This window comes from Leptothermofonsia sp. ETS-13, assembly GCF_049200465.1.
In the GTDB taxonomy this organism is placed as follows: domain Bacteria; phylum Cyanobacteriota; class Cyanobacteriia; order Leptolyngbyales; family Leptolyngbyaceae; genus Leptothermofonsia.
Genome location: NZ_CP120836.1, coordinates 2,032,435 through 2,055,498, shown reverse-complemented (window position 1 = coordinate 2,055,498; position 23,064 = coordinate 2,032,435). Strand labels below are relative to the sequence as shown.

At 51.8% G+C, this 23,064-nt stretch carries 14 protein-coding genes; 10 read left to right on the top strand and 4 right to left on the bottom strand.

Annotation, left to right across the window (positions count from 1 at the left end; all coding sequences use genetic code 11):
* The first annotated feature begins 14 nt into the window (after positions 1-14).
* Positions 15-920, top strand: a complete 906-nt coding sequence (locus P4D80_RS09120) for a S1 RNA-binding domain-containing protein (RefSeq protein ID WP_421658780.1) — start codon at positions 15-17, stop codon at positions 918-920.
* Positions 921-1,083: 163 nt separating this feature from the next.
* Here P4D80_RS09120 and P4D80_RS09115 read toward each other — a convergent pair whose 3' ends face one another.
* Positions 1,084-2,529 (bottom strand): S-layer homology domain-containing protein, encoded by a 1,446-nt coding sequence (locus P4D80_RS09115; protein ID WP_421658779.1) that lies wholly within the window; start codon positions 2,527-2,529, stop codon positions 1,084-1,086.
* Positions 2,530-2,626: 97 nt separating this feature from the next.
* Between P4D80_RS09115 and P4D80_RS09110 the strand changes: the two genes are divergently transcribed.
* The 3 genes from P4D80_RS09110 (at position 2,627) to P4D80_RS09100 (ending at position 6,556) form a co-directional block, all read left to right on the top strand.
* Positions 2,627-3,490 (top strand): Tab2/Atab2 family RNA-binding protein, encoded by an 864-nt coding sequence (locus P4D80_RS09110; RefSeq protein WP_421658777.1) that lies wholly within the window; start codon positions 2,627-2,629, stop codon positions 3,488-3,490.
* A gap of 226 nt (positions 3,491-3,716) precedes the next feature.
* Positions 3,717-5,027, top strand: coding sequence for a TldD/PmbA family protein (locus P4D80_RS09105; RefSeq protein ID WP_421658776.1), 1,311 nt, complete (start codon positions 3,717-3,719; stop codon positions 5,025-5,027).
* A 107-nt stretch (positions 5,028-5,134) separates the two neighbouring features.
* On the top strand, positions 5,135-6,556 hold the full coding sequence (locus P4D80_RS09100; RefSeq protein ID WP_421658775.1) for an ABC transporter substrate-binding protein: 1,422 nt from the start codon (positions 5,135-5,137) through the stop codon (positions 6,554-6,556).
* 151 nt (positions 6,557-6,707) lie between these two features.
* On the opposite strand, the gene P4D80_RS09095 is transcribed toward P4D80_RS09100, so the two are convergent.
* Both P4D80_RS09095 and P4D80_RS09090 read right to left on the bottom strand, forming a co-directional pair.
* Entirely contained in the window at positions 6,708-7,763 is a 1,056-nt protein-coding gene (locus P4D80_RS09095) for a glucokinase (RefSeq protein WP_421658774.1), read from the bottom strand.
* Positions 7,764-7,987: 224 nt separating this feature from the next.
* Complete coding sequence (locus P4D80_RS09090; protein ID WP_421658773.1) at positions 7,988-10,414, bottom strand: ATP-binding protein; 2,427 nt, start codon at positions 10,412-10,414, stop codon at positions 7,988-7,990.
* A gap of 221 nt (positions 10,415-10,635) precedes the next feature.
* Between P4D80_RS09090 and cobN the strand changes: the two genes are divergently transcribed.
* The 5 genes from cobN (at position 10,636) to P4D80_RS09065 (ending at position 20,036) form a co-directional block, all read left to right on the top strand.
* Positions 10,636-14,616 carry a cobaltochelatase subunit CobN gene (gene cobN, locus P4D80_RS09085; RefSeq protein WP_421658771.1) on the top strand — a complete coding sequence of 1,327 codons (3,981 nt, stop codon included), beginning with the start codon at positions 10,636-10,638 and terminating at the stop codon, positions 14,614-14,616.
* A 499-nt stretch (positions 14,617-15,115) separates the two neighbouring features.
* Positions 15,116-15,670: an outer membrane beta-barrel protein gene (locus P4D80_RS09080; protein WP_421658770.1), complete on the top strand. Its 555-nt coding sequence runs from the start codon at positions 15,116-15,118 to the stop codon at positions 15,668-15,670.
* 618 nt (positions 15,671-16,288) lie between these two features.
* On the top strand, positions 16,289-18,388 hold the full coding sequence (sir, locus tag P4D80_RS09075) for a sulfite reductase, ferredoxin dependent (RefSeq protein WP_421658769.1): 2,100 nt from the start codon (positions 16,289-16,291) through the stop codon (positions 18,386-18,388).
* Positions 18,389-18,394: 6 nt separating this feature from the next.
* Positions 18,395-19,141, top strand: a complete 747-nt coding sequence (locus P4D80_RS09070) for a 16S rRNA (uracil(1498)-N(3))-methyltransferase (protein ID WP_421658768.1) — start codon at positions 18,395-18,397, stop codon at positions 19,139-19,141.
* Between the two features lie 388 nt (positions 19,142-19,529).
* Entirely contained in the window at positions 19,530-20,036 is a 507-nt protein-coding gene (locus P4D80_RS09065) for a hypothetical protein (protein WP_421658766.1), read from the top strand.
* A gap of 88 nt (positions 20,037-20,124) precedes the next feature.
* Here the strand turns inward: P4D80_RS09065 and P4D80_RS09060 are convergent, their stop codons facing one another.
* Positions 20,125-21,231 (bottom strand): ABC transporter ATP-binding protein, encoded by a 1,107-nt coding sequence (locus P4D80_RS09060; protein ID WP_421658765.1) that lies wholly within the window; start codon positions 21,229-21,231, stop codon positions 20,125-20,127.
* Positions 21,232-21,319: 88 nt separating this feature from the next.
* On the opposite strand from P4D80_RS09060, the gene P4D80_RS09055 reads away from it, so the two are divergent.
* The gene (locus tag P4D80_RS09055; RefSeq protein ID WP_421658762.1) at positions 21,320-23,020 is read left to right on the top strand and encodes an ABC transporter permease; all 1,701 of its coding nucleotides are present in this window, start codon (positions 21,320-21,322) and stop codon (positions 23,018-23,020) included.
* Positions 23,021-23,064: the final 44 nt, after the last annotated feature.

Genomic DNA, 23,064 nt, shown 5'->3' with positions numbered 1-23,064 from the left:
AGTTCGTAAGTTTCATGGAATCGAAGTCAACCCGTTCTCGCCTAGCCGAATCCTCCTTTTCGATGGAGGACTTTGAGAAAGCTCTGGAGCAGTTTGATTACCAGTTTCAAAAGGGGCAGATTGTCTCAGGAAAAGTGGTGAGCTACGAAACCGATGGGGCCTTTGTCGATATTGGAGCAAAGTCTCCTGCTTTTCTGCCGCTTCAGGAAGCCAGTCTGCGTCGAATTACGGATGTTTCGCTTGTGTTGCCTTTGAATGAAGAGCGGGAGTTTTTAATCATCAAAGAACAGGATGCTGAGGGGCAGGTGACGGTTTCCCTGCGCCAGTTTGAAATCAAACAGGTTTGGGATAGGCTGGCAGAAATGCAGGACAGCAGCCAGAGTTTGCAGGTGCGCGTAACCGGAGTAAATAAAGGTGGGGTCACAGTTGATGTTCAGGGACTGCGGGGGTTTATTCCGCGATCGCACCTGAATGAGCGCGATGACCTGGAATCCCTGAAGGGTACCAGTCTGACCGCTACGATTCTGGAACTGGATCGCGATCGCGGCAAACTGGTACTTTCCAACCGTTTAGCTACTCGTTCCGTCGCCTTCAGTCAACTAGAAGTTGGGCAACTGGTTGAAGGGAAAGTTGCCGGAATAAAACCCTTTGGCGTCTTTGTAGACCTGGACGGCACTTCTGCCCTACTTCACATCAACCAGATCAGCAAAAATTACGTTGAATCTCTGCCTGTGCTATTTCAGGTTGGGCAATCCATTAAAGCCATGATTGCCGATCTGGATGAAGGCAGAGGTAGGATTTCCCTCTCCACCAAGGTTTTGGAGAACTTTCCCGGCGAAATGCTGGAAAACATGGCAGATGTGATGGCAGAAGCCGAATCTCGTCAGGGGCGAGCACGGAAGACGTTGTTAGGAGAGTAAGTTTGGAGAAGCTTGAAGGGGAAAGGAGTGGATGAGTGGGAGGGTGGATGAGTGATGGAGTGAGGGGGTAATGGTAATGGAGTAGGGAAATACCCTATCACCCCATCATGCTATTACCCTATCACTCATCCACCCATCCACCCTTCTCTCATCTATCCACCCATTACTCCCCACTCGGCACGCGCAACCCTACTTCTCCCAGGGGAGGTGGTGTTGGCGATGCTGAGGGATTCATCACTCTTAACTCCGGATTTCTGTCTCTGCCTACAGGAACCAGGGATGGGGAAGCGGGGGGCAATTCCTTTTCAGGGTTGTCTTGTTCTGGAGTGAGGGATTCTGGCTGTAGAGATGGATTGATTGGGGTTGATGTTGGGTTTTCCTGCAGGGTTCTAGTTCTTGGGAGGCTAATCGATCCGGGATTTTCCCTTATTTCAAGGTTGCGGGGTTGCGGCTTTTCACCCTGGAGGGCGGCGGGTCGAAGAGGAGAGTTTTGTCGATAGGCGGTATCATTTCCTCGGTCGGGCTGGGTTCGGGTGGCGCTCGCAGGAATCACAATTCTGTCATTCTGCTGCACCACAACATCCTGGGCCAAGCTACCGGAACGCAAAGTTTTCCAGACATCAACTCGGATCACTTTTGTTGTTCCGGTATCAGTTCGGCGGTGAATTTCGACCTGGCGGAGATCGGCGGAAGATAGGGCTCCCCCGGCCTGCTGAATGGCCCGCGAAAGGGTGGGCAGGTTATTTCCCTGTCCCAGTCTTTCATCGCTGGCGGCGGCCAGGGAATACCGACCGGGGCGGGAGACTTCACCGCTAATTTGAACGTTGGTTACGAGTTGGGCTGGTTCACTTCTCACCAGTGCCCGGTAGATGAAGGCAGACGCTTCCGCGCGGGTGACGGACTGGCCCGGTTTCAAAGCCTGCAACTGGCCGAAGGAAATGGAAAAGAAGGAGGTATGTTGCGGTACAACGGCGTCCTGGGATGCTCGTTGCAGCATCGTATTAAATTCAGCCGCTGTGATGGGTTGATCTGGGCGAAAGCGACCGTCTGGGAAACCGCGAACGATGTATCGGGAGGCGAGGTATTCGATGTAATACTGGGCCCAATGCCCCTGAATATCGTTGAGCGAGACCGTGAGCTGAATTGCCGGGATTTTATCCTCACGGTCGATCGCTGCCAGTTCCGCTAAAACGGACGACATGGTTTCTGGCGGGGCGATCGCATCTGAACTGGGGGATGACCATTGTCCGGGAGCGGGGACCTGACGGTAATACTGCTGGAAATTGGAAGCTTGCCTGCTACGAACAGTGATTGGGGTTTTCGCCAGTAGTGTGGCATCGAGTTCGGGATTGAGCAGTTCTGGGCTAAAAGCCAGTTTGGCTAGCTGATTGACGGGTAAATTTTCGGGAGCGGCGATCGCCTCTGCTGTATCCGCGTTTGAAGTGCTGTCTGTTTTCTTGGCGTTCTGTTCAAGATTATCGGGCGGATGATTTTTGTTTGCCTCTAAAATTTGTCGAATGTAAGCCTGGATTGCCGCTGCCGATAGGGAACAGAGGACAGTGCCAACCACAATCTTTGAAACGTTGGATTTCCTTTCAGGGTCGCGCATAGGTGGGGGGCTTAACAAAAGCTTCATTAATCAGTACGCGCCTCAGCCAGGGAATCAGGACAAATTGAGTAGGGCGGATTAATGGGACAATGAGGTCATGACTACCATCTGGGAACTTGATTTCTATTCACGTCCAATTTTGGATGAACAGGGAAAAAAAATCTGGGAGATTCTGGTCTGTGAAAGTCCCCTAAGGGTTGACACGCCGCTGGATTCTCTGTTTCGTTATGCCGAATATTGCTCCAGTGCAGAGGTCAACTCGGTTCGGCTGAGAGGGGCGCTGGAGGGAGCGATCGCCCATGCGGCCCAGGCTCCCAGCAGAATCCGCTTTTTCCGGCAGGCGATGAATAACATGATTACTAAAGCCTGTAATGACTTAGGCATTCCTGCCCAGCTCAGCCGCCGCACCTATGCCTTAAGCCAGTGGCTTGAGCAGCGTTTAACGGAAGTCTATCCCGAGCATCCTGGTTTCCAACCGGGGGCAAATCCGACCGTAAGCTTTGCAGAAACGCCACCCCAACCCTTACCCGATGCGCTGCGGGGACAAAAGTGGGCCTTTGTCACCCTGGATGCCAGTGCTCTAAATGAAATGAATGAATGGGCGATTGACTTTGGGGATGCTTTTCCACTCAGCCTGGCCGGGGTGAATTCTAAAGCTCGCATCCCTGGAGTGGTAATTTTTTCGTCGCGGGCAGTACCTATGGCGGCGTGGATGTCGGGGCTGGAACTGGCATTTCTTAAAGTGGATGATGGTCCCCCCAGCCGATTATTGCTGGAAACGGGGGTGAGCGATCGCTGGAACCTGGCTAGCCTTTCTGAGGCAAGCCTGCAAGCTGAAGCCAGGAACTTTGAAATGGCGAAGCAACAGGCGCAGGGAGTTCATTTCCTGGCGATTCAAACCAGTCCTGAAGCGGAAGCCTTCGCCGGATTTTGGTTATTGCGGGAGGTCAAATTAGCGTAAAGTGTTTTCTAGTAAGTAGCTAGGCGCAATTACATTAAGGATAATTTCGGGGGTGAAGGGGGTGAAACCCCTTGCCTGGGGACGTAGCCGCCACTCCCCCCTTCACGATTCCTTTACAATTAATTATGGCCACCTACTTAGTTAGCTATCAGCCGTTAACAGTCAACATCACAGGTAGTGGGTTGTTGATAGCGGGTTGCGGTTCGCTCATGGTATTTTGGAAGGTATGGGTTCCGACGGGTTGCACCAGGACACACTGGCAGAACAATTATTGGACTTAGCTGCCAGGTCTGGGGCAGAAGCAGCGGAAGTGTTTCAATCGCGATCGCTGTCCCGTCCTGTTTTCTTTGAAGCTAATCGGCTGAAGCAGCTAGAAAGTGCCCAGGCGGAGGGAACAGCCCTGCGTCTGTGGATCGATGGGCGTCCGGGTCTGGCAGTGGCCTATGGTTCCGTAGAACCTCAAGCACTGGTAGACCGGGCCATTGCCCTCAGTGCGCTGAATGAACCGGAGACGATTGAATTGGCCGAAGCTACCAAGCAACACTACCCCGATCTGGGGGAGTCGGTTCCGGTGGAGCAGTTGGTGGAATGGGGCAGAGAGGTGATCGCCCTTGTCCGTGATGCCAATCCTGATTTGCTTTGCACCGCAGAATGGGAGTGTGAGGCAGAAACCACTCGCCTGATCAATTCCTACGGGTTAGACTGTGGTTATACCGACACCACCCTGAGTTGCTATCTCTCAGCGGAGTGGGTACGCGGCGATGACTTTTTGAGCGTAGCCGATGGGCAAACCCAGCGCAATAGCCTGGACCCGGCAGCTCTCGCCAATCAGATTTTGCAACGGCTGGAGTGGGCCAAGGAGAATACCCATCCGCCTATTGGTAGGGTGCCCGTTTTATTTACAGCAAAGGCCGCTGATATGCTGTGGGGCACGGTACAGGCCGCGCTGAACGGCAAACAGGTCATTGAGGGAGCCTCACCCTGGAGCGATCGCCTCAACGAACCCGTCACCTCAGAAAAATTGACCCTCTACCAGCACCCTACTGACGGACCGTTTAGCTGCCCCTTTGACGACGAAGGCACCCCAACCCGCCCGATTATCTTCATTGACAAAGGCATCCTGCAACTCTTCTACACCGATCGCACCACTGGACGCGCCCTCGGTAGCGGTACTACAGGGAATGGGTTCCGTGCAGGTCTGGGCAGCTATCCCACCCCGGGCCTATTCAACCTCCTGATTCAGCAGGGCACCCAATCTCTGCCCGAATTGATTGCAACCCTGGATGATGGACTGATTGTGGATCAAATGCTGGGCGGCGGTGCAGGAATCTCTGGCGAGTTTTCTATTAACGTTGACCTGGGCTATCGGGTGAAAAATGGTCAGGTCATCGGTCGCATTAAAGACACGATGGTTTCAGGCAACGTTTACACGGCCTTGAAACAACTGGTTGAAATTGGCAGCGATGCCGACTGGAATGGTTCTTGCTATACGCCCTCCATTATTGTGGAGGGGCTATCGGTAACGGGACGGGCGTAGTGGGATGGCGTGGGTTGGGGTGATAGAACTTCACTCCATCTTTCTACAACTGGTTGCTCAGGCGTTGTTGAAAAGCAGTATCACAGTAGCCATAGAAGATTTCTGGCATGAAGCAGCGGCACAAGATCTTGAAAGTTATTGAGCGATCGCTCCTCCTTGGTATTCTGAGCCTCCTCCTGATCGTTTTGCCAGGATGCCAGGTTTCCCAGCCAGACGCCGAGGGAATTATTCACCTGACGCTGTGGCAGGGAGTGAACCCACCCCCCAACCGGGATGTCTTGCAAAAACTAGTGGATCAGTTTAATCGGGAACATCCCACCATTCAGGTGGAATCGCTTTATGTGGGACAGGCCGATCAACAATTGCCTAAAATTTTAGCGGCGGTTGTGGGCAATGCCGTGCCCGACCTATTGTGGTTTGCGCCCATGCTGACCGGGCAACTGGTGGAGTTAAATGCCATTCGCCCCCTGGATGAATGGTGGAACCAGTCACCCCTGCAAGAGCAGGTTGACCCGGCACTGCTGGACAGCATGCAGCTAGAAGGCCAGATCTGGTCCATACCGTTTGGCACCAACAATGTTGGCATTTACTACCGTCCCAGCCTTTTTCAAGCGGCAGGAATTAATAACCTGCCCAAAACCTGGGAAGAACTTCGCCAGGTAGCCCGGCAACTAACCCGTGACACCAATGGCGATGGCAAAGTCGATCAGCACGGCATGGTGTTACCCCTGGGCAAGGGAGAATGGACCGTATTTACCTGGCTTCCTTTTATGTGGAGCGGGGCCGGGGAGTTGGTAGAGAAGGGGCCAGGGGAGAGGAAGAAGGAAGAAGAAAAAAGTCAGGAGCCGGAAATCAGGAGTCGGGAATGGGGAGTGGGGAGTGAAGCGGTGGAAACTCAAAGCTCAGCACTCAAAGCTCAGCACTCAAAACTCAAAATTAATTTGGTGAATTCAGGAGCGATCGCGGCACTCAACCTGTGGCAGGAGCTAATGAAGGATGGTTCCGCTGTGCTTTCTGCCCCAGAACGTGGGTATGAACTGGATGGCTTTCTGGCAGGGAAAGTGGCGATGCAGCTTTCCGGTCCCTGGACGTTGGGACAATTGCAAACAACGGGTGTGGATTTTGGTGTTCTGCCCATTCCAGGAGAAGCGAAACGGGCAACGGTGATTGGGGGCGAGAACCTGTTTATCTTGAAAACCACCCCAGAGCGGGAGCAAGCCGCCCTCACCTTTGCAGAATACGTACTCAGTGAACCATTTCAGACCCAGTGGGCAATTGGCACGGGATATTTACCCGTCAACCTGAAGGCACGTCAAAATCCAGACTATCTAGCCTTTAAGGCAAAACAGCCCGCTGTAGATGTGTTTCTAGACCAGGCAAAGTACGGGCGATCGCGTCCCATCTTCCCCGGTTACAACCGCATTTCTGAAAACCTGGGACGGGCGATCGAGGCCACCCTGATGGGAATAAAATCTCCCCAGGAAGCCCTGCAAGAGTCCCAACGGCGAGTGGATTTGATTTTTGAGTAAAGGAGAGGGAAAGAGGGGGGAGTGAGGGAGTAGAAGGGTGGATGAGTGGATGGGTAGATGAGTTTTGCGTTTTCACCTTACACCTCACACCTCTTTACTGAATCTACACCCCATCACCCTATCACTCATCCACCCTTCTACCCATCTACTGCTATAGCCTGGTCGCACGCAGCGCTGCTCCAATCAGGCCCACCTTTGGGTTCAGCACAATATGCAGTGGAACCAGTTCTAATAAAGGACTCATCCGTCCTTTACTACCAAAGGCACTGAGAAATCGCCCATCGGTCAGTAGAGGGAGGATTTTGGGAGCAATGCCACCTGCTACATACATGCCGCCATAGGGCAGCAATTTTAAGGCCAGGTTGCCAGCCTCCGCTCCATAAAGTTCGACAAACATTTGCAGGGTTTGTTCAGAAAGGGGATCGCGTTTTTCTAATGCGGCTTTACCAATAACGGCTCCAGGGTCGATGGTTTTCTCACTGCTACCAATTTCCTGCCGCCAGGTTTGAATAGCAGCCGCAATTTCTGGGGTTTCTTCGCAAATGTTGCGATCGCGCAAAAACTGATAGATAGACACAATTCCCTGACCCGATACGACTCGCTCGGTTGAAACTCGCTCTAACCCGTGCCGTTCAATGAGATAGCGCAATAGCTGGAATTCAAGTGGAGTTCGGGGGGCAAAGTCGGCGTGGCCTCCCTCCGAACCATAGACCCGGTACTCTCCACCCTGATGGATAATGAACCCCTCACCTAACCCAGTCCCGGCTCCGATCACAGCAATGGGGGCATCCGGTCGAGGTTGCCCGGTTTGCAGGGTGCGCAGGTCAGAGGGTTCTAAGCCCAAAACTCCATAACCTACTGCTTCAAAGTCGTTAATCAGCGAAATATGAGGAATTTCTAGCGCTTCGCTCAATCGATGCACCTCCAGAGACCAGCTTAAATTGGTGAGTTTGGAAGTGCCCCCCACAACAGGACCGGCGATCGCAAAACAAGCCTTCTGAGGAAACGGAACATCTCCCAACTGTGACGCCGCCTCAGCCAGAAACTTTTGTACCATTGGCACCAGGTCAGGGAAATCTGCGCTGATATAGCGAGACTCGTAAAGGGTTTTCAGGACTGCCCCTGCCCTGGATTTTTGGGTTGTTGCTTCTACTAGATTCAAAATGGTTTTAGTACCACCAATGTCACCAGCCAGTAGCAGTGTCATATGTTAACAAGTGCAAAGTCATTCCCCATTCTATAGGGATGAAGCAAAAGGCGGCGTTGCTGAAAAGCAGTATGAATCGAAACGAAGTTTCGACCATACAGCACCTATTTCATACCCAAATTCAGCAGCGCCCAAAAGGCAGAAGGGAGGGGTGAGGAGTAAGGCAAGAACTCAAAACTTAGAACTCAAAACTTAGAACTCAAAACTCAAAACTCTCTTACCCTTTAATCTTCTCCCACCAATGCCGAAACCTTATCTAACAACTGATAGGGTTGAATCGGTTTTGCCAGGTACTCATCGGCTCCCTCAGCAAGACAGCGTTCATGGTCTTCGGGAAGGGCTCTAGCAGTAAGTGCCAGGATTTTGATGTCCTTTGTGAGAGGGTTATGGCGAAGAAAATGGATGATTTCGTAGCCATCCATCCCTGGTAGTTGAATGTCGGTAATAACCAAGGAAGGTTGTAGCATTTCAATTTGCTTGATGGCAGTAAAACCATCGATCATCCACACAACCTGGCAACCGGCTGCTGTCAGTAAGTCACAGACGAGCATGGCTGTTTCTTCATGGTCTTCGATTAAAACAATGCGCCCGCAAAATGACCGGCTGTATTCAATCGGTTTATTATCTTCAGTATTTTCTGCTACCAGAGGAACAGAGCCGGTCGTCTGGAGCTTTTTCACACCGCTGCTCCGGGTAAGGGGTTGGGCAGGAAGCCGCACGGTAAAGAGCGAGCCAACACCCACGGTGGACTCTACATCAATGGTGCCGCCATGAAGTTCTACCAGTTGCTTGGTGAGTGCCAATCCTAAGCCCGTCCCTTCGTAATTGCGATGATAGGCACTGTCTAATTGCTGAAATTTCTGAAACAAGAGGGAGCGCTGGTTTTCGGGAATGCCGATGCCTGTATCTTCGACCTGAAACACGGCGGAGTGATTCTCCACCCAAACCCGCAGAGTCACCTGCCCACCACTGGGGGTGAATTTGACGGCATTACTCAGCAGGTTCAGCAGAATTTGATAAACTCGACGGCGATCGGCGGTAAAGGAATCTCCTGAAGACGTTGAATCAGTCGTTTGGCTACCAACGCGCAAATCCATAATTAATTCAACGCCGTTGGATTGGGCCTTTTCCCGCAGCATTTGCAAACTCTGGTGGGCCAGCTGAGACAGAGAAAATTCAGTGATGTTAAGGGCGGTTTTGCCTGCCTCTACCTGAGATACATCTAGAATGTCAGTGATCAGCTCCAGCAGGTGTTCGCCGCTGCGTTTGATAATTTTCAGGTATTCCACTTGTTTTTGGGGTTTGAGGGTATAGGTATCTGGTTTTTGAGTCATTGCCCGCAGTAGGGTTTCTGCCATACCGATGACGCAAGTTAATGGAGTGCGTAGTTCATGGCTCATTGCGGCCAAAAATTCGGTTTTGGCGCGGCTGGCGGCTTGCGCAGCAACGAGGGCATCACCCAGTTCTTGAGTACGTTCGACTACTCGCTGTTCCAGCACTTGTTTCTGGTGCTGCAACTGGGTGTAAAGCTTGGACTGGTAAATGGCGATCGCCAAGTGTTCGGCAATCCGCTGCAAAACCTTTTTCTCATGCTCCTGCCAACGACGGGGTGCAGAGCATTGATGGGCGATTAGTAAACCCCAGAGTTCTTCCTGCACCACGATGGGAACTACCAGCTTTGCCCGTGCGTTTACTTTACGCATTAGCTTTAGCAGGCGGGGTGAAAGTGCAAACGTGGCCTCGGTGTCATTGATGGCCTGGATCAGTCCTCTGGCGTAGCGCTTCAGGTAGTTGGGCACGTCCGGGAAACATTCCATGCCCTCTTCCATGTTGAGCGTGGAAGGGAGAGACTGGGATATTCTCGATTCATAGGTAATGCGCCCATAGGCACTGCGGGGGTACTGTGCTTTGTCTTCCCATCTGGAGCGGTTTCCCAGAGCGGCGATCGCCGAAGAATTGAACTCGTAAATGACCACCCGGTCTGCTTGAATCAGTTGCCGCACCTGTTGCACTGCCGTTTCCAGAATGTCAGGCAGATTCATGCTCTGGCGAATTTGAGTCGTGACCTCATTTAACAGGCGCTCCTGTTCAACCTGCTGTTGCAGAGCCGCCGCCACCAACAGGTCGCAAGACATCTCTTCTAAATGGGGGAGGGCAACAGTCAGCGTAGCTGCCAGCACTTCAGCCAACCGTAATGTAAACTCACTTTGAATCGTGGCATCGTTTGGCCGTAGATGTTGAATCGCCTGCCTCAATGTGTTCATGGCGGCAGGATCATCCTGAAGTTTGTTACCTAAATCTGTCAGAAAGGTTGTTATTTCGGAGGGATCGAATGCTAGCCCTACCTGATAAACCATCCCCTGTGGCCTTTCGTTAGACAGTGACGGTTCGGCAGCCGATTGGCTTTGTACAGGTTCGGACTGCCCAGGTGGGATTTCTGCCAGCAGCAACCCACTGAACCCACTGGAAACCACAATAACAAATCGTTCAACCTTTCCAATCGGATATTCGTGGGGGGGAAGAACGGCTTCGGTAATGACCAGGGCATCTTCTGCGATCTCCTGCGCAGTCTGTCGCATGACGCTGCCGAGTTGGTCAAACACCGCCGAAGGCAGTATTCGGCGTAAACTGGAGGCACGGGCAGGGCTCATCAGGTGAACTTACAGGCGAGAAGATGGGCTGAGAGAGCTGAGAGAGTTGTTTGTTGTTAGTGAGGGGTAGAGGGTTGGATGAGTGGATAAATGATAAGAGTGGATGAATCAGCCCTCCACCCCTCTACCCCTCCACTTCCTCCTCCTGACACTTGTTACAGATTTCAGAAAAGTGAATCATTTCTTAGAGTATAGAGCGATAAAGTTAGAATCGTTTCGTTATGCACCGTCTTGCTGCCACACCTGGGGGGTGGAATCCTCAAGCGGAAGGAGTCATCTTCCTCGAACAGACTCCGGCTCCCCTGATATTTCTCACCGCTGCTGACACCGACATTCAAACGGTAGCGAAAGCGACTGATCAGCTACCTTACGACTTTCCAGCTCTGCGGGTGGCAAATTTGCTAAATCTGCAACAGCCGCTTACCATAGACGCCTATGCCGAAGAGGTGCTGGAACGGGCTCAGGTCATTCTCCTGCGCCTGCTGGGGGGAAGGGCTTACTGGTCTTACGGACTGGAAGTGGTGCAGGACGTTGTTCAGCGCACTGGTGCCACGCTGATTGTGTTGCCAGGGGACGATCGCCCTGACCCTGACCTGCTCAGTCTCTCGACTATTCCCCTTACCGCTGTAAACCAGATCTGGCGCTACTTTACTTTGGGTGGCGTGGAGAATGGGGCAAATGCACTCAAATTCATTGCCAATCACTATCTGGGGACCAGTTATGAGTTGTCTTTGCCCCAGGATGTGCCCGAAATTGGGCGCTATTCCTGGCGCAGAGCTTCCGAAAGCCAGATTCCCCCAACCTCAGCGCCCAAAGTAGGGGTACTGTTCTACCGTGCCCATTACCTGGCTGGCAATACCGCTCCTATTGACGACCTTTGCCATGCCCTGGCAGAACGGGGATTGGAACCCGTGCCCGTCTTCACCCCCTCCCTGCGTGACCCCGATCTTCAGGCAGAAGTTTTGCAGTTCTTTTTACCTGAAGGTGAACCAGCTGTTGAGGTAGTGCTGAATACGACGAGTTTTGCGATCGCGGAATTGTCAAACCCCACAGAACAGGCGTTAGGGGACAAGCAGCAGGCAACGAACAACAGGCAACAGGGGGTACCTGTCGCCCATCGCCCGTCGCCCGTCGCCTCCCTTTGGCACCGGCTCAATGTCCCAGTTTTGCAAGTGATTTTAAGCAGTGGTACAACGGAACAATGGCAAACTCAGTTTCGTGGCCTGTCGCCACGGGATATGGCAATGAATGTGGCCCTGCCTGAGGTGGATGGGCGCATCATTAGCCGGGCAGTGTCCTTCAAAACTGTACAAACTTACCATGCTGCGCTGGAAGCAGATGTTGTGACCTACGAACCGATGGGCGATCGCATCCAATTTGTCGCCGACCTCACCGTAAACTGGGTTAAACTCCGTCGCACTCCTCCTCAGCAGCGAAAAATTGCGATCGTCCTGGCAAACTATCCCACCCGTGATGGTCGCCTTGCCAATGGAGTGGGACTGGACACCCCCGCCAGTTGTATTGAAATCATTACCGCGTTGCAACAGGCTGGTTACTCAATTGAAAACCCTCCTCAGACGGCTGACGAACTCATGCATCGCCTGACCACAAGCATTACCAACGATCCCGAAGGATGGGAACTGCGTCCCATTTCTCACAGCCTTCCCCAGCAAGAGTATCAACAATACTTTGCCGCTCTTCCAGAAGCCGTGCAACAGGGAATTGGCGATCGCTGGGGAACTATCGAGGACAGGCAACAGGCAGATGTAAGGAGCCAGGAACCAGGAGCCAGAGTTCAAAACTCAGAACTCAAAACTCTCTCTCCCATCCCCCTCTCATCCTTCCCCATTCCCGGCCTTCTCCTTGGCAATCTCTTCATCGGCATTCAACCTGCTCGCGGCTACGACAAAGATCCCACCCTGAATTACCATGCCCCTGACCTGGAACCGACCCATGAGTATCTTGCTTTCTACTACTGGCTGCGCAACCACTTTGGTGCCCATGCCATTGTTCACGTTGGCAAGCACGGTAATCTGGAATGGCTTCCCGGTAAAAGCATTGCCCTTTCAGATAGCTGTTATCCTGAAGTTGCTCTGGGACCGCTACCTCACCTGTATCCCTTTATCGTGAACGATCCGGGGGAAGGCGCTCAGGCAAAGCGGCGATCGCAAGCGGTGATTGTAGATCACCTGACACCGCCCATGACCCGCGCCGAGCTTTATGGTCCGCTGCAACAGTTAGAGGCACTGATTGATGAATATTACGAAGCTCAAAATCTCGATCCATCCAGACTGAAGATGATTCGAGAACGAATTGTTAAGCTCATTCAGCAGGAGAATTTGCACAAAGATTTGAAAATTCAAACTGAACAGTTAGAAGTGAACCCTAAAGTCGATAGTTTGAATTTTGAATCTTCAACTTTAAATTCAATTGATGGCTATCTTTGTGAACTCAAAGAAGCCCAAATTCGGGATGGATTGCATATCTTTGGTCAGTGTCCTCAGGGGCAACAGTTGAGGGATCTGATTGTGGCGATCGCCCGCCAACCTGGCCCTGGACGGCTGGGTTTGACCCGTGCCCTGGCTCAAGACTGGGGGTTAGATTTTGATCCATTAACGGGGGATCTGGGGCAACAGATTGCACGCAACAGGCAACAGGCGACAGGCAATTATTTTGATGGATGCCGCACCGTTGGGGACGAGGTTGAGGTTTTGGAGCAGTTCGCTGCTCAGTGGGTTAACCATCTGTTTGAAGTCGGTTCTGCTCCCGGCGCAGAGGCTACACCAGCGAATTCGGACCCCCCTCACCCCTTGCCCTTAACACAAAAGGAACTGACCTGGATTGCGACTGAGCTTTTGCCTGCTTTGCGGCAGACGGAGCAAGAAATTACTAACCTGCTGCGGGGGCTGGAGGGGCAATACGTTCCAGCAGGTCCGGCGGGGGCACCCACCCGTGGCCGTCCAGAGGTTCTCCCCACCGGGCGCAATTTCTATTCCGTAGACATCCGGGCAATTCCCACCGAAACGGCCTGGGAGGTGGGTCGCAAAGCAGCCGAGGCTGTGATCGAACGCTACACGCAGGAGCATGGCGAGTATCCCACAACCCTAGGGCTTTCCGTTTGGGGAACCTCCTGCATGCGAACGGGAGGCGATGATCTGGCCGAAGCCCTGGCATTGCTAGGGGTAAAACCGGTATGGGAAGGAGTGGCGCGGCGAGTGATCGATTTTGAGATTCTGCCACTATCCATTCTGGGTCGCCCCAGGGTGGATGTTACCTTGCGAATTTCTGGCTTCTTTCGAGATGCCTTCCCCAATCTGATCGATTTATTTGATCAGGCTGTGGTGGCGATCGCCGCATTAGACGAACCAGAAGACCAGAATCCCCTGGCAGCGCAGGTGAAGCGGGAAACAGAACACTGGCGAGCGGTGGGATTAAGTGAGGAACAGGCGATCGCGCGATCGCGCTACCGCATCTTTGGTTCCAAACCCGGTGCCTATGGTGCAGGACTTCAGGGACTCATCGAGGCCCAAAACTGGATCGACGATACCGATCTTGCCCGTGCCTATATCAACTGGAGCAGCTACGCCTATACTTCCTCCTTCAGTCAGGGCGGTACCGCTGCCCCAGAAGCCTTCGAGCAACGTCTAAACCAGATGCAAATTGTCTTGCACAACCAGGACAACCGCGAACATGACCTGCTCGACTCAGATGACTACTACCAGTTTCAGGGGGGATTAACCGCAGCCGTGCGAGCTGTACAGGGACGTAATCCCGCCACCTACTTTGGCGACCATTCCCACCTAGAGAACCCAAAAATTCGCCACTTGCGAGAAGAAATTGCTCGTGTCTACCGTTCTCGTGTTGTTAACCCCAAATGGATCGCAGGGGTAATGCGTCACGGCTACAAAGGTGCCTTTGAGATGGCTGCTACCGTAGATTACCTGTTTGCCTATGATGCCACTGCTCACTGTGTCGAAGACTTTATGTACCAGGGCATTGCCGAAGCCTACCTGTTTGATCCCTCAGTGCAAACCTTTGTGCAGCAGAAAAATCCCTGGGCCTTACGCGATATGGCAGAGCGATTGCTGGAAGCCCATCAGCGAGGAATGTGGCAAGACGTGAAATCGGAAACCCTGGAAAAATTGAGAGCTATTGTGCATGAGGCAGAAGGGTCGATTGAAGGGAGATTTGTTAGTTGTTAGTAGGGAATGGGAAATGGGGTAGTGTTCCTTGGTTCCATCACTACTCTCCACTTTCCTAACCCTCTACTTCCCTATCGATCGCCCAAAAATTTCCGTTCGAAAACCTATTCCTGTGGTATTACGGTTAAGGCAGCTGTTTCTTGGCGTTAGCTTCCCAGCTTTTTTGGGGCTAATCTTTCTAAAACCTCTCGATAACATTTCATTCTTGAATTGAATTTCTGATAACTCGCTTCTAATTTGAAAACTCAAGCTTCTAATTTGAAAATTCAAATTCTGAAAATTCAAATTCTTCTGTGACAGTTTTTAAGGAGATATTCAAAATCTGCTTTAGCTTCCTAGGTAGGTTATTCATTAAACGAGACAAACTTGATAGAAATTATTCTAAAACTTGATACGGTAAGATAAGTTAATCGGATGAAACTTCTGGAACAATTCTGAAAATTTTTTGACTTCAAACCTAGCCATACTGAGTGACCCCTAGAACTAGAAGGACATCAAAATGCAACGCTCTTTGAAGGTTTCTACTGCAATCCGTAAACCAATTTCTGCAGGAATCGCCGCGTTATCAGCCCTGATTGTTGCTCCTGCATTTCTGTCTGCTGGTGCTGCTTCTGCCAAACCGATTTACTTTGATGGTAGCTATGTGGGGGCTGGGGTCGCGGCTGGAGTCACCAATGGAGGTCAGCAGGGAGATGCGGCAACATTTGGTGGCAACATTCAGGGACGCGTTGCGATTCCAACGGTTCCCATTTCTGTTCGAGGTGCAGTTTTGTTTACTAATCGAAACAGCACCGTAATACCCACCTTGACTTATGATGTTCCCATTGCTGACAACACCAATTTCTACATCGGTGGTGGCTATTCTTTTGTGCAGAAAGATGGGCAACCAACTCCTTTAGGTAACCGAGATGCGGCTGTCGTGATGGCTGGGGTTGAAGCCGGACTGGGAGAGCATATTGCCGTTTATGGTGACGCCAAGGTTGGCATTAGAGCGTACAAGAACAGCCCTGCCAGTGCGGTAAGCTTGCAGGCTGGATTGGGCTATCGCTTTTAAGCGATCATCCTCCAACTGAATCCCTCTAACGGGACGTAATCATGCGTCCCTTTTTTACTTTTTCAATTTTAAAGGGTGATGGATGAGGTTTTCCTTCTGTAGAGGGTGCTCAGTTTGAAATGGATTTGCCAGTATAGGAAAAACACATAGCGATCCTATATCGGCGATCGCAACTGTGCAAAACAGCGAGGAAGTTCATTCGAGGAATCAGAGCCCCGTTTTTAGAACACCCTCAGTTGTTAGTTGTTGGTTGTTAGGGATCGTTAAAAAATAACTTCACACGTTCTCGTAACGAAGTTCCAACTTCGTTACGCCGACCGGAAGCTCTAGCTTTGCTTATTCTGGGAAGCTGGAGCTTTCTGAGCAGGGTTGCGAAGCTCTCCCTTCTCCTGGCTCCTAGCTTCTCCCTTCCGCCTTGGATTCAAAACTCAGCACTCAAAACTCTCCTCTCTACAAAAATTTACACTTCTAAGTTGTTCAGAATTTCTATAGGAACCATCGGGATCAAGAAAGCAATGGTAGGATCAACTCTAGTGATACAACAGAATTCCGACCGACTTACCGGGAATCAATACTTATTCAATTAAGGTTCCTGGTAAAGGTTCTCCTGATAGGTTGGTGGTAAGCTACTCTTTCATCAGCAAGCTGGGAGAGCCTTATTCAAGGCTGGAGTTTAATGATATTCAGAGTCGGGCAGAAACCTTCACCAATGCTTTTCCTCTTATAGTCGATCCGATGGTTAACACTCAGACACCTCCCGTTGTTCGTAAACCTTCTAAGGTTGAAGGCATTAAAGACCGCAGTAATTATCTGCGCGAGCCGGTGGCTTCAGAATTACTCCTGGATACCACCCATTTTTCGGAAGATGCGGTTCAGATTCTGAAATTTCATGGCTCCTACCAGCAGGACAACCGGGACAACCGGGTCAAAGGGCAGGAGAAAGATTACCAGTTTATGCTGCGGACGCGTAGCCCCGGTGGTTTTATCCCGCCAGAGCTTTACCTGACGCTGGATCGGCTGTCGGATGAGTATGGCAATCACACAATTCGAGCCACGACCCGGCAGGGCTTTCAACTGCATGGCATCTTAAAGAAGAATTTGAAGGCAACGATCTCGGCAATCGTCCACAGTATGGGTTCAACCCTGGGAGCCTGTGGCGACTTGAACCGCAATGTGATGGCTCCCCCTGCCCCCTACAAGAACCGCCCAGAGTACCAGTACGCTTGGGAATATGCCAACAACGTGGCAGACTTACTGACTCCCCAAACTGGCGCTTACTACGAGATCTGGCTGGATGGGGAAAAGGTGATTTCGGCGGAGGAGAATCCAGAGGTTGTGGCGGCCCGTCAGCGCAACGGCAATGGCACGGTTTTTCACGAGGGGGAAGAGCCGATTTATGGTGCTCACTACATGCCGCGCAAATTCAAGTGCTGCGTCACGGTTCCGGGTGATAACTCGGTTGATCTGTTTTCCCAGGATGTGTGTCTGGTTGTCATGACTGACGAGAGGGGTGAACTGCAAGGCTTCAACATCTTTGCAGGTGGAGGTCTGGGGCGTACCCACAACAAGGAAGAAACCTTTCCCCGACTTGCCGACCCCATCGGCTATGTGGATAAGGCCGATGTTTACGATGTGATGAAGGCAATTGTGGCAACTCAGCGGGATTATGGCGATCGCACCGACCGCCGCCATGCCCGAATGAAGTACCTCCTGGAAGATTGGGGTGTTGAGCGCTTTCGCGATAAGGTTGAAAGCTACTTTGGCAAGAAAATTCAGCCCCTCAAACCAATGCCCGAATTTCAATATCTAGACTTTTTGGGCTGGCACGAGCAGGGCGATGGCAAACTGTTTGTTGGCATTTCAATTGAGAATGGTCGCATCAAGGATGAGGGTAGCTTCCAGCTCAAGACTGCCTTGAAGGAAATTGTGCAAAAGTATAATCTACCAATGCGGCTGACCCCCAGCCAAAACGTCATCCTCTACGAGATTGAACCCTCTCAGAAAGAAAATATTCAGAAAATTCTGATGCGCTGTGGCATCAAGCGCGAGGATGAGATTGATTCCCTGGAGCGCTACGCAATGGCATGTCCGGCGCTCCCTACCTGTGGGCTGGCAACCACTGAGTCAGAGCGGGCAATTCCTGGTGTCTTAGAAAGAATTCGGGCGTTGTTAGCAAAAGTGGGGCTACCCAAAGACCACTTCATCATCCGCATGACCGGATGCCCCAATGGTTGTGCCCGTCCCTATTTGGCAGAACTGGGATTTGTTGGCAATGGCCCAAACTTTTACCAGGTCTGGCTGGGAGCTGCCCCTAACCAAACACGGCTAGCTAGGGTTTACCTCGAAAAGATGCACATTGATGACCTGGAAACGACTCTGGAGCCTATTTTCGTCTATTACAGACAATGGCGGCAGCATGGCGAGAGCTTTGGCGATTTTTGCGATCGCGTTGGTCCAGACGCCATCCATCAGTACGCGGCCAGCTATGAACCGGATAGTCTTTCTGTTGCAGAAACTGCCGTAGAAAGGGATACCATTGGTAATGGCAAGGTTGTACCCCCCGTTACCAAGACTACCCGCGTTCGCCGTCGTGTTACCGTTCAGGAGGCTACTTACACTCGCCTTCAAGAGATGGCGGTTCAGGCTGGAAAACCGATCAGTCAACTGGCGAATGAGGCGATCGAAGCCTATTTGGAAAAGATGAAAGAGGAAGGGTAAAGGCTGGTGCAACGCCTCGTCGTTGACCTTCATCAGATCTGTGCCCGGAGGGTAGTGTTGACTCCAGAACAAATTCATTACCTGGGCCGGGTTTTGCGCCTGCGAGTGGGGGATCGCTTCGTTGCCATGGATGGGAAAGGGCAATCCTGGATCGTAAAACTAGTTGAGGGGGAAGCATCCCCGTTTGAAGCGGAGCTGTTGGAAGCGATCGCTCTCAATACAGAGTTGCCGATTGCCGTAACACTGGTTATGGCGCTGCCCAAAGGAAGCGGTTTTGATGAAGTGGTGAGGCAAGCAACGGAACTGGGTGTGACCTGCATTGCACCCGTGATCAGTGATCGCACGCTGCTACACCCCAGCCCGCAAAGGCTGAAACGCTGGCAGCGGATTGTCCAGGAAGCTGCCGAACAATCGGAACGTCAAATCGTCCCGACCCTGCTGGAACCTGTCTCCTTTTCAAAACATCTTCAGGACATGCGCGATCGCCCGTCTACTCATTATCTCTGTGTCACTCGTTCCTCCGCTCCCCACATACTTACCTGCCTGCTCCCCAATACCTGCCCCCCACTTTCGATTACCATTGCCATCGGCCCTGAAGGTGGTTGGACAGAAGCAGAAGTTGAGCAAGCGATCGCCACAGGTTACCAACCTATTTCCCTTGGTTCCCGCATTCTTAGGGCTGTTACTGCTCCAGTTGTGGCACTTTCCCTGGTCGCCGCTGTTTGTGAAACCAGTGGTAGCCACCAGGCTTAGGACGGGGTGCAGGGGTGAAAACCCCTGGCTGGGGACGCAGCCCCCACATCCCCTTAAAACCAATGTCCTCAGCAACCTGGCAACAGCTATAGCAAGAATCAGGGGTCAGGAGTTGTTGGTGATAATTGAGCTGAGAAGTTAGGAGTCAAAACAAAGTTGTTGACTCCCTTTCTCAAGTATTCATAAGATTAATCTTGGCATTCTTGTAACTTCTCTAGTGAAACAATTCCCATCTTCCAAACGAAGAGTCTTTTGGTATTTGTTGCTGGTCTCTCTGGGGTTGCATGGGGCAGTGTTGATGCTTCCTATCTTTTCCCCAGACCCCCCTGCCAAAGAAGAGAAGTTTGTTAAGATTACCAGACTACCCAAGCGAAACTCGCAAAAACCGGTGGTAACGACTAAACCTGCCCAGCCATCTGCGGCGAAAAAAGTAAGGGTGCCAAGGAAAACTTCTGCCTCAAAGCCACCATTTGTAGTTTCAAACCCTACTCCAACCCCGAAGGCTAAATCTTCTAAGCCTCCATCCAGCCCAAAACCCTCTACTCCCCCTACCCTCCCGGCTGAACCAGAACCAGCCAACGTGTTGGTAATGTTCTCCAAGGTTGCGGGGGCAGTTCCAGGGTGCAGCAACTCCAAGGGAGACTGCTGGCAGGTGAATGAAACCCAATGGCGCTCAGTAGCCGGTAATCTGGAACAGCAGTTTGAGCAACAAGGCTATCGGGTTGATAAATTGGATGACCTTGAAGATGAAGAGGGTATGGGAATTTACGAAGTTTCCAAGCCAGGAGCCCCTACCCATTACCTCCACTTTCTGTTGACAGATCGGGGAACGGTTTATTTGCTTGACTCTAAACGGTTGAGTCGGGGTGAGTTAGAGAGGGAAATTGGAGTTTGAAGGGATGATGGAGAATTAACCAACGACTGTAGTGTTCACAAATAGTTTGTGAACAAGGGGGGTGGAACCCCTGCACCCCGTTCAAATTTCAAGCAGGATCGCTACAGCAACTTCCAAATATCTTTGAAGCAGTGCTTGCAATGGATAACCTGACCCGGCTGCCAATGGGCAGAGATTGCTCTACAGTTGTGCGGGCCTGGAGTTCTAAGCCAGACGAACCAACCAGGGAATACCGGTATTCCCGCCCCAGAAATTGGCGATCGCGCACCACGACCTCCCCGGCCTCATCGGGCTCCAATTGAATATCTTCCTGCCGAATCATCAATTCGACCAGAGAAATTGATGAGGGTTCAGCCTTTCCATTGCCCGTTTCCCCTGCCTGCACCCTGAAACAACCCACCTCTGTCTCCCATCCCTGCCCATTCCAGTGGGCAGGAAGAAAATTTGCCTGGGTGACAAATTCTGCTACAAAGCGTGAAGCAGGCTCCTGATAAATCATTTCTGGTGTATCAAGCTGCTCAATTTTTCCATGCCGAATAACAGCCACGCGATCGCAAATTGATAGAGCTTCTTCCTGATCGTGAGTGACAAAGATGGCAGAGGTTCCGGTTTGCTTGAGAATATGACGCACTTCTTGACGCAGGCGCAGACGGACCTGTACATCTAAATTACTGAGAGGCTCGTCGAGGAGAATCAGTGCAGGCTGGGGGGCGATCGCCCGCGCCAGAGCTACCCGTTGCTGCTGACCACCGGAAAGTTCGTGGGGGTAGCGGTTCTCCAACCCCTGCAAGCCCACCAGTGCGATCGCTTGCTCAACCTGATGGTTCACCTGCTTGGGAGAATACCGCCGGAAACGCCGCCGATTTTTCAGTCCAAAGGCAACATTGCTGGCTACGGTCAGATGGGGAAACAGTGCGTAGTCCTGAAATACCATACCCACATCCCGCCGTTCTGGAGGTAACCAGCGTCTGGAATCGGCAACAATTTGTTCTGCCAATGTAATGATTCCAGCTTGGGGACGCTCAAATCCAGCAATCAAGCGCAAAAGTGTTGTCTTACCACAACCGGAGGGTCCTAAAAGACCCAAGATATCGCCTTGATGTAGTGTTAAGGAAACGGAACTGACCGCGGGAGGGAGGTTTGGAGAAAATTGTTTAGAGATGTTCTCCAGTTGCAGAATGACAGACTGACCCATTGAAAATTTCGACAACTCATTGTTGAGACTTATCATCAACAATTCCGGTACCCTAGTAAAGGGATTTTTGAAATTAGTTCTCATTAAAGTGGCCAATACTAGACTTTCAACCCCTCTCAACTCCTCCCCCTCCAGGGCTTCTGTATCCGTTCCAGCTTATTTCTGGACTCTGATTGTTGGGGCGATCGCCCTCCTGCTCGCCTCCCCCGTCCTGGTTATCCTCAGTACAGTCTTCGCCAATACTGGTGCAGTGTGGCAGCATCTGACAGAAACGGTGCTGGTTACTTACATTGCCAATTCCTTTTGGCTGATGCTGGGGGTGGGAATCGGTGTAACTGTCATCGGGACGGGAACCGCCTGGTTAGTAACGATGTGTCGGTTTCCCGGTCGCTGGTTGTTTGAATGGGCACTTCTACTGCCACTGGCGGCCCCAGCTTACATTCTGGCCTACGTTTACACTGAACTGTTGGCATTCTATGGCCCCGTGCAAACGGAACTGCGAAACATATTTGGCTGGAAAAGTGTAACCGATTACTGGTTTCCTAATGTGCGATCGCTCTGGGGCGCAATTCTGATGCTGACCCTGGTGCTGTATCCCTACGTCTATCTGCTGGCGCGATCGGCATTTCTAAGCCAATCGGTTGCCGTGTTGGAAGCCAGTCGCAGTTTGGGTTGTGGCCCCTGGCGCAGTTTTCTGACCATTGCCCTCCCCCTGGCCCGTCCGGCGGTTATGGCAGGACTGGCTCTGGCACTGATGGAAACGTTAAATGACTTTGCCACCGTACAGTTTTTCTCCGTCGATACGTTTACGACGGGAATCTACCGGACCTGGTTTGGTATGGATGAACGGCTGGCAGCATCCCAACTGGCAGTCTGCCTGTTGCTGTTTGTTTTCTGGCTGGTACTGTTAGAGCGATGGTCACGGGGACGGGCAAAATACTATCAGACCGTCAGTTCCCATCAGCAGCTTAGAGGCTATCGCTTGAATTGGCTGGGGAAAATTCTAGCCATCCTGGCCTGCCTGTTACCCGTCAATCTGGGCTTTTTGATTCCAGGGGGAATCTTACTCAAAATGGCACTGGAAGACCCCAGCCGGTCCTTTGACAGTCGCTTCTGGGAGTTTGGAACGAACAGTCTAACCCTGGCACTCCTGACGGCAGCCTTGGCCGTGGTCATTGCCATTTTGATGGCCTATGGTTTGCGTCTGTTTCCAAACCCTGGAACGCAGTTAGCGACACAAATAGCAGCCATGGGTTATGCAATTCCCGGTTCTGTGATTGCAGTGGGCATTCTGGTTCCGGTTGGGAGTTTGGATAATGCGATCGACGCCTGGATGAAAACGACCTTTAATGTTTCCACAGGGTTACTGTTGAGCGGCACGATCGCAGCTCTGGTTTTTGCTTATCTGGTTCGGTTTCTGGCCGTTTCCCTGAGTACCGTCGAAGCCAGTCTGACCAAAATTAAACCTAGCCTGGATGATGCGGCTCGCAGCCTGGGACATGGTCCCCTCAGCACTCTGTGGCGGGTTCACGTTCCTCTGATAGCAGGTGGTTTGTTCACGGCTGCAACCCTCGTCTTTGTAGATGTGATGAAGGAACTGCCCGCTACTTTGATTGTCCGTCCATTTAATTTCGATACATTGGCGGTGCGGGTCTACAATCTGGCATCGGATGAGCGACTGGGGGAGGCATCTGGGGCTGCTCTGGCGATTGTGCTGGTAGGGTTAGTACCCGTGATTTTGCTTAGCCTTGGCATTGCGCGATCGCGTTGCACAGTCTCCCATGGCTAAAAGTAGGAAGTCGGGTTGGGGAGTAGATGGGTGAATGGGGTAAT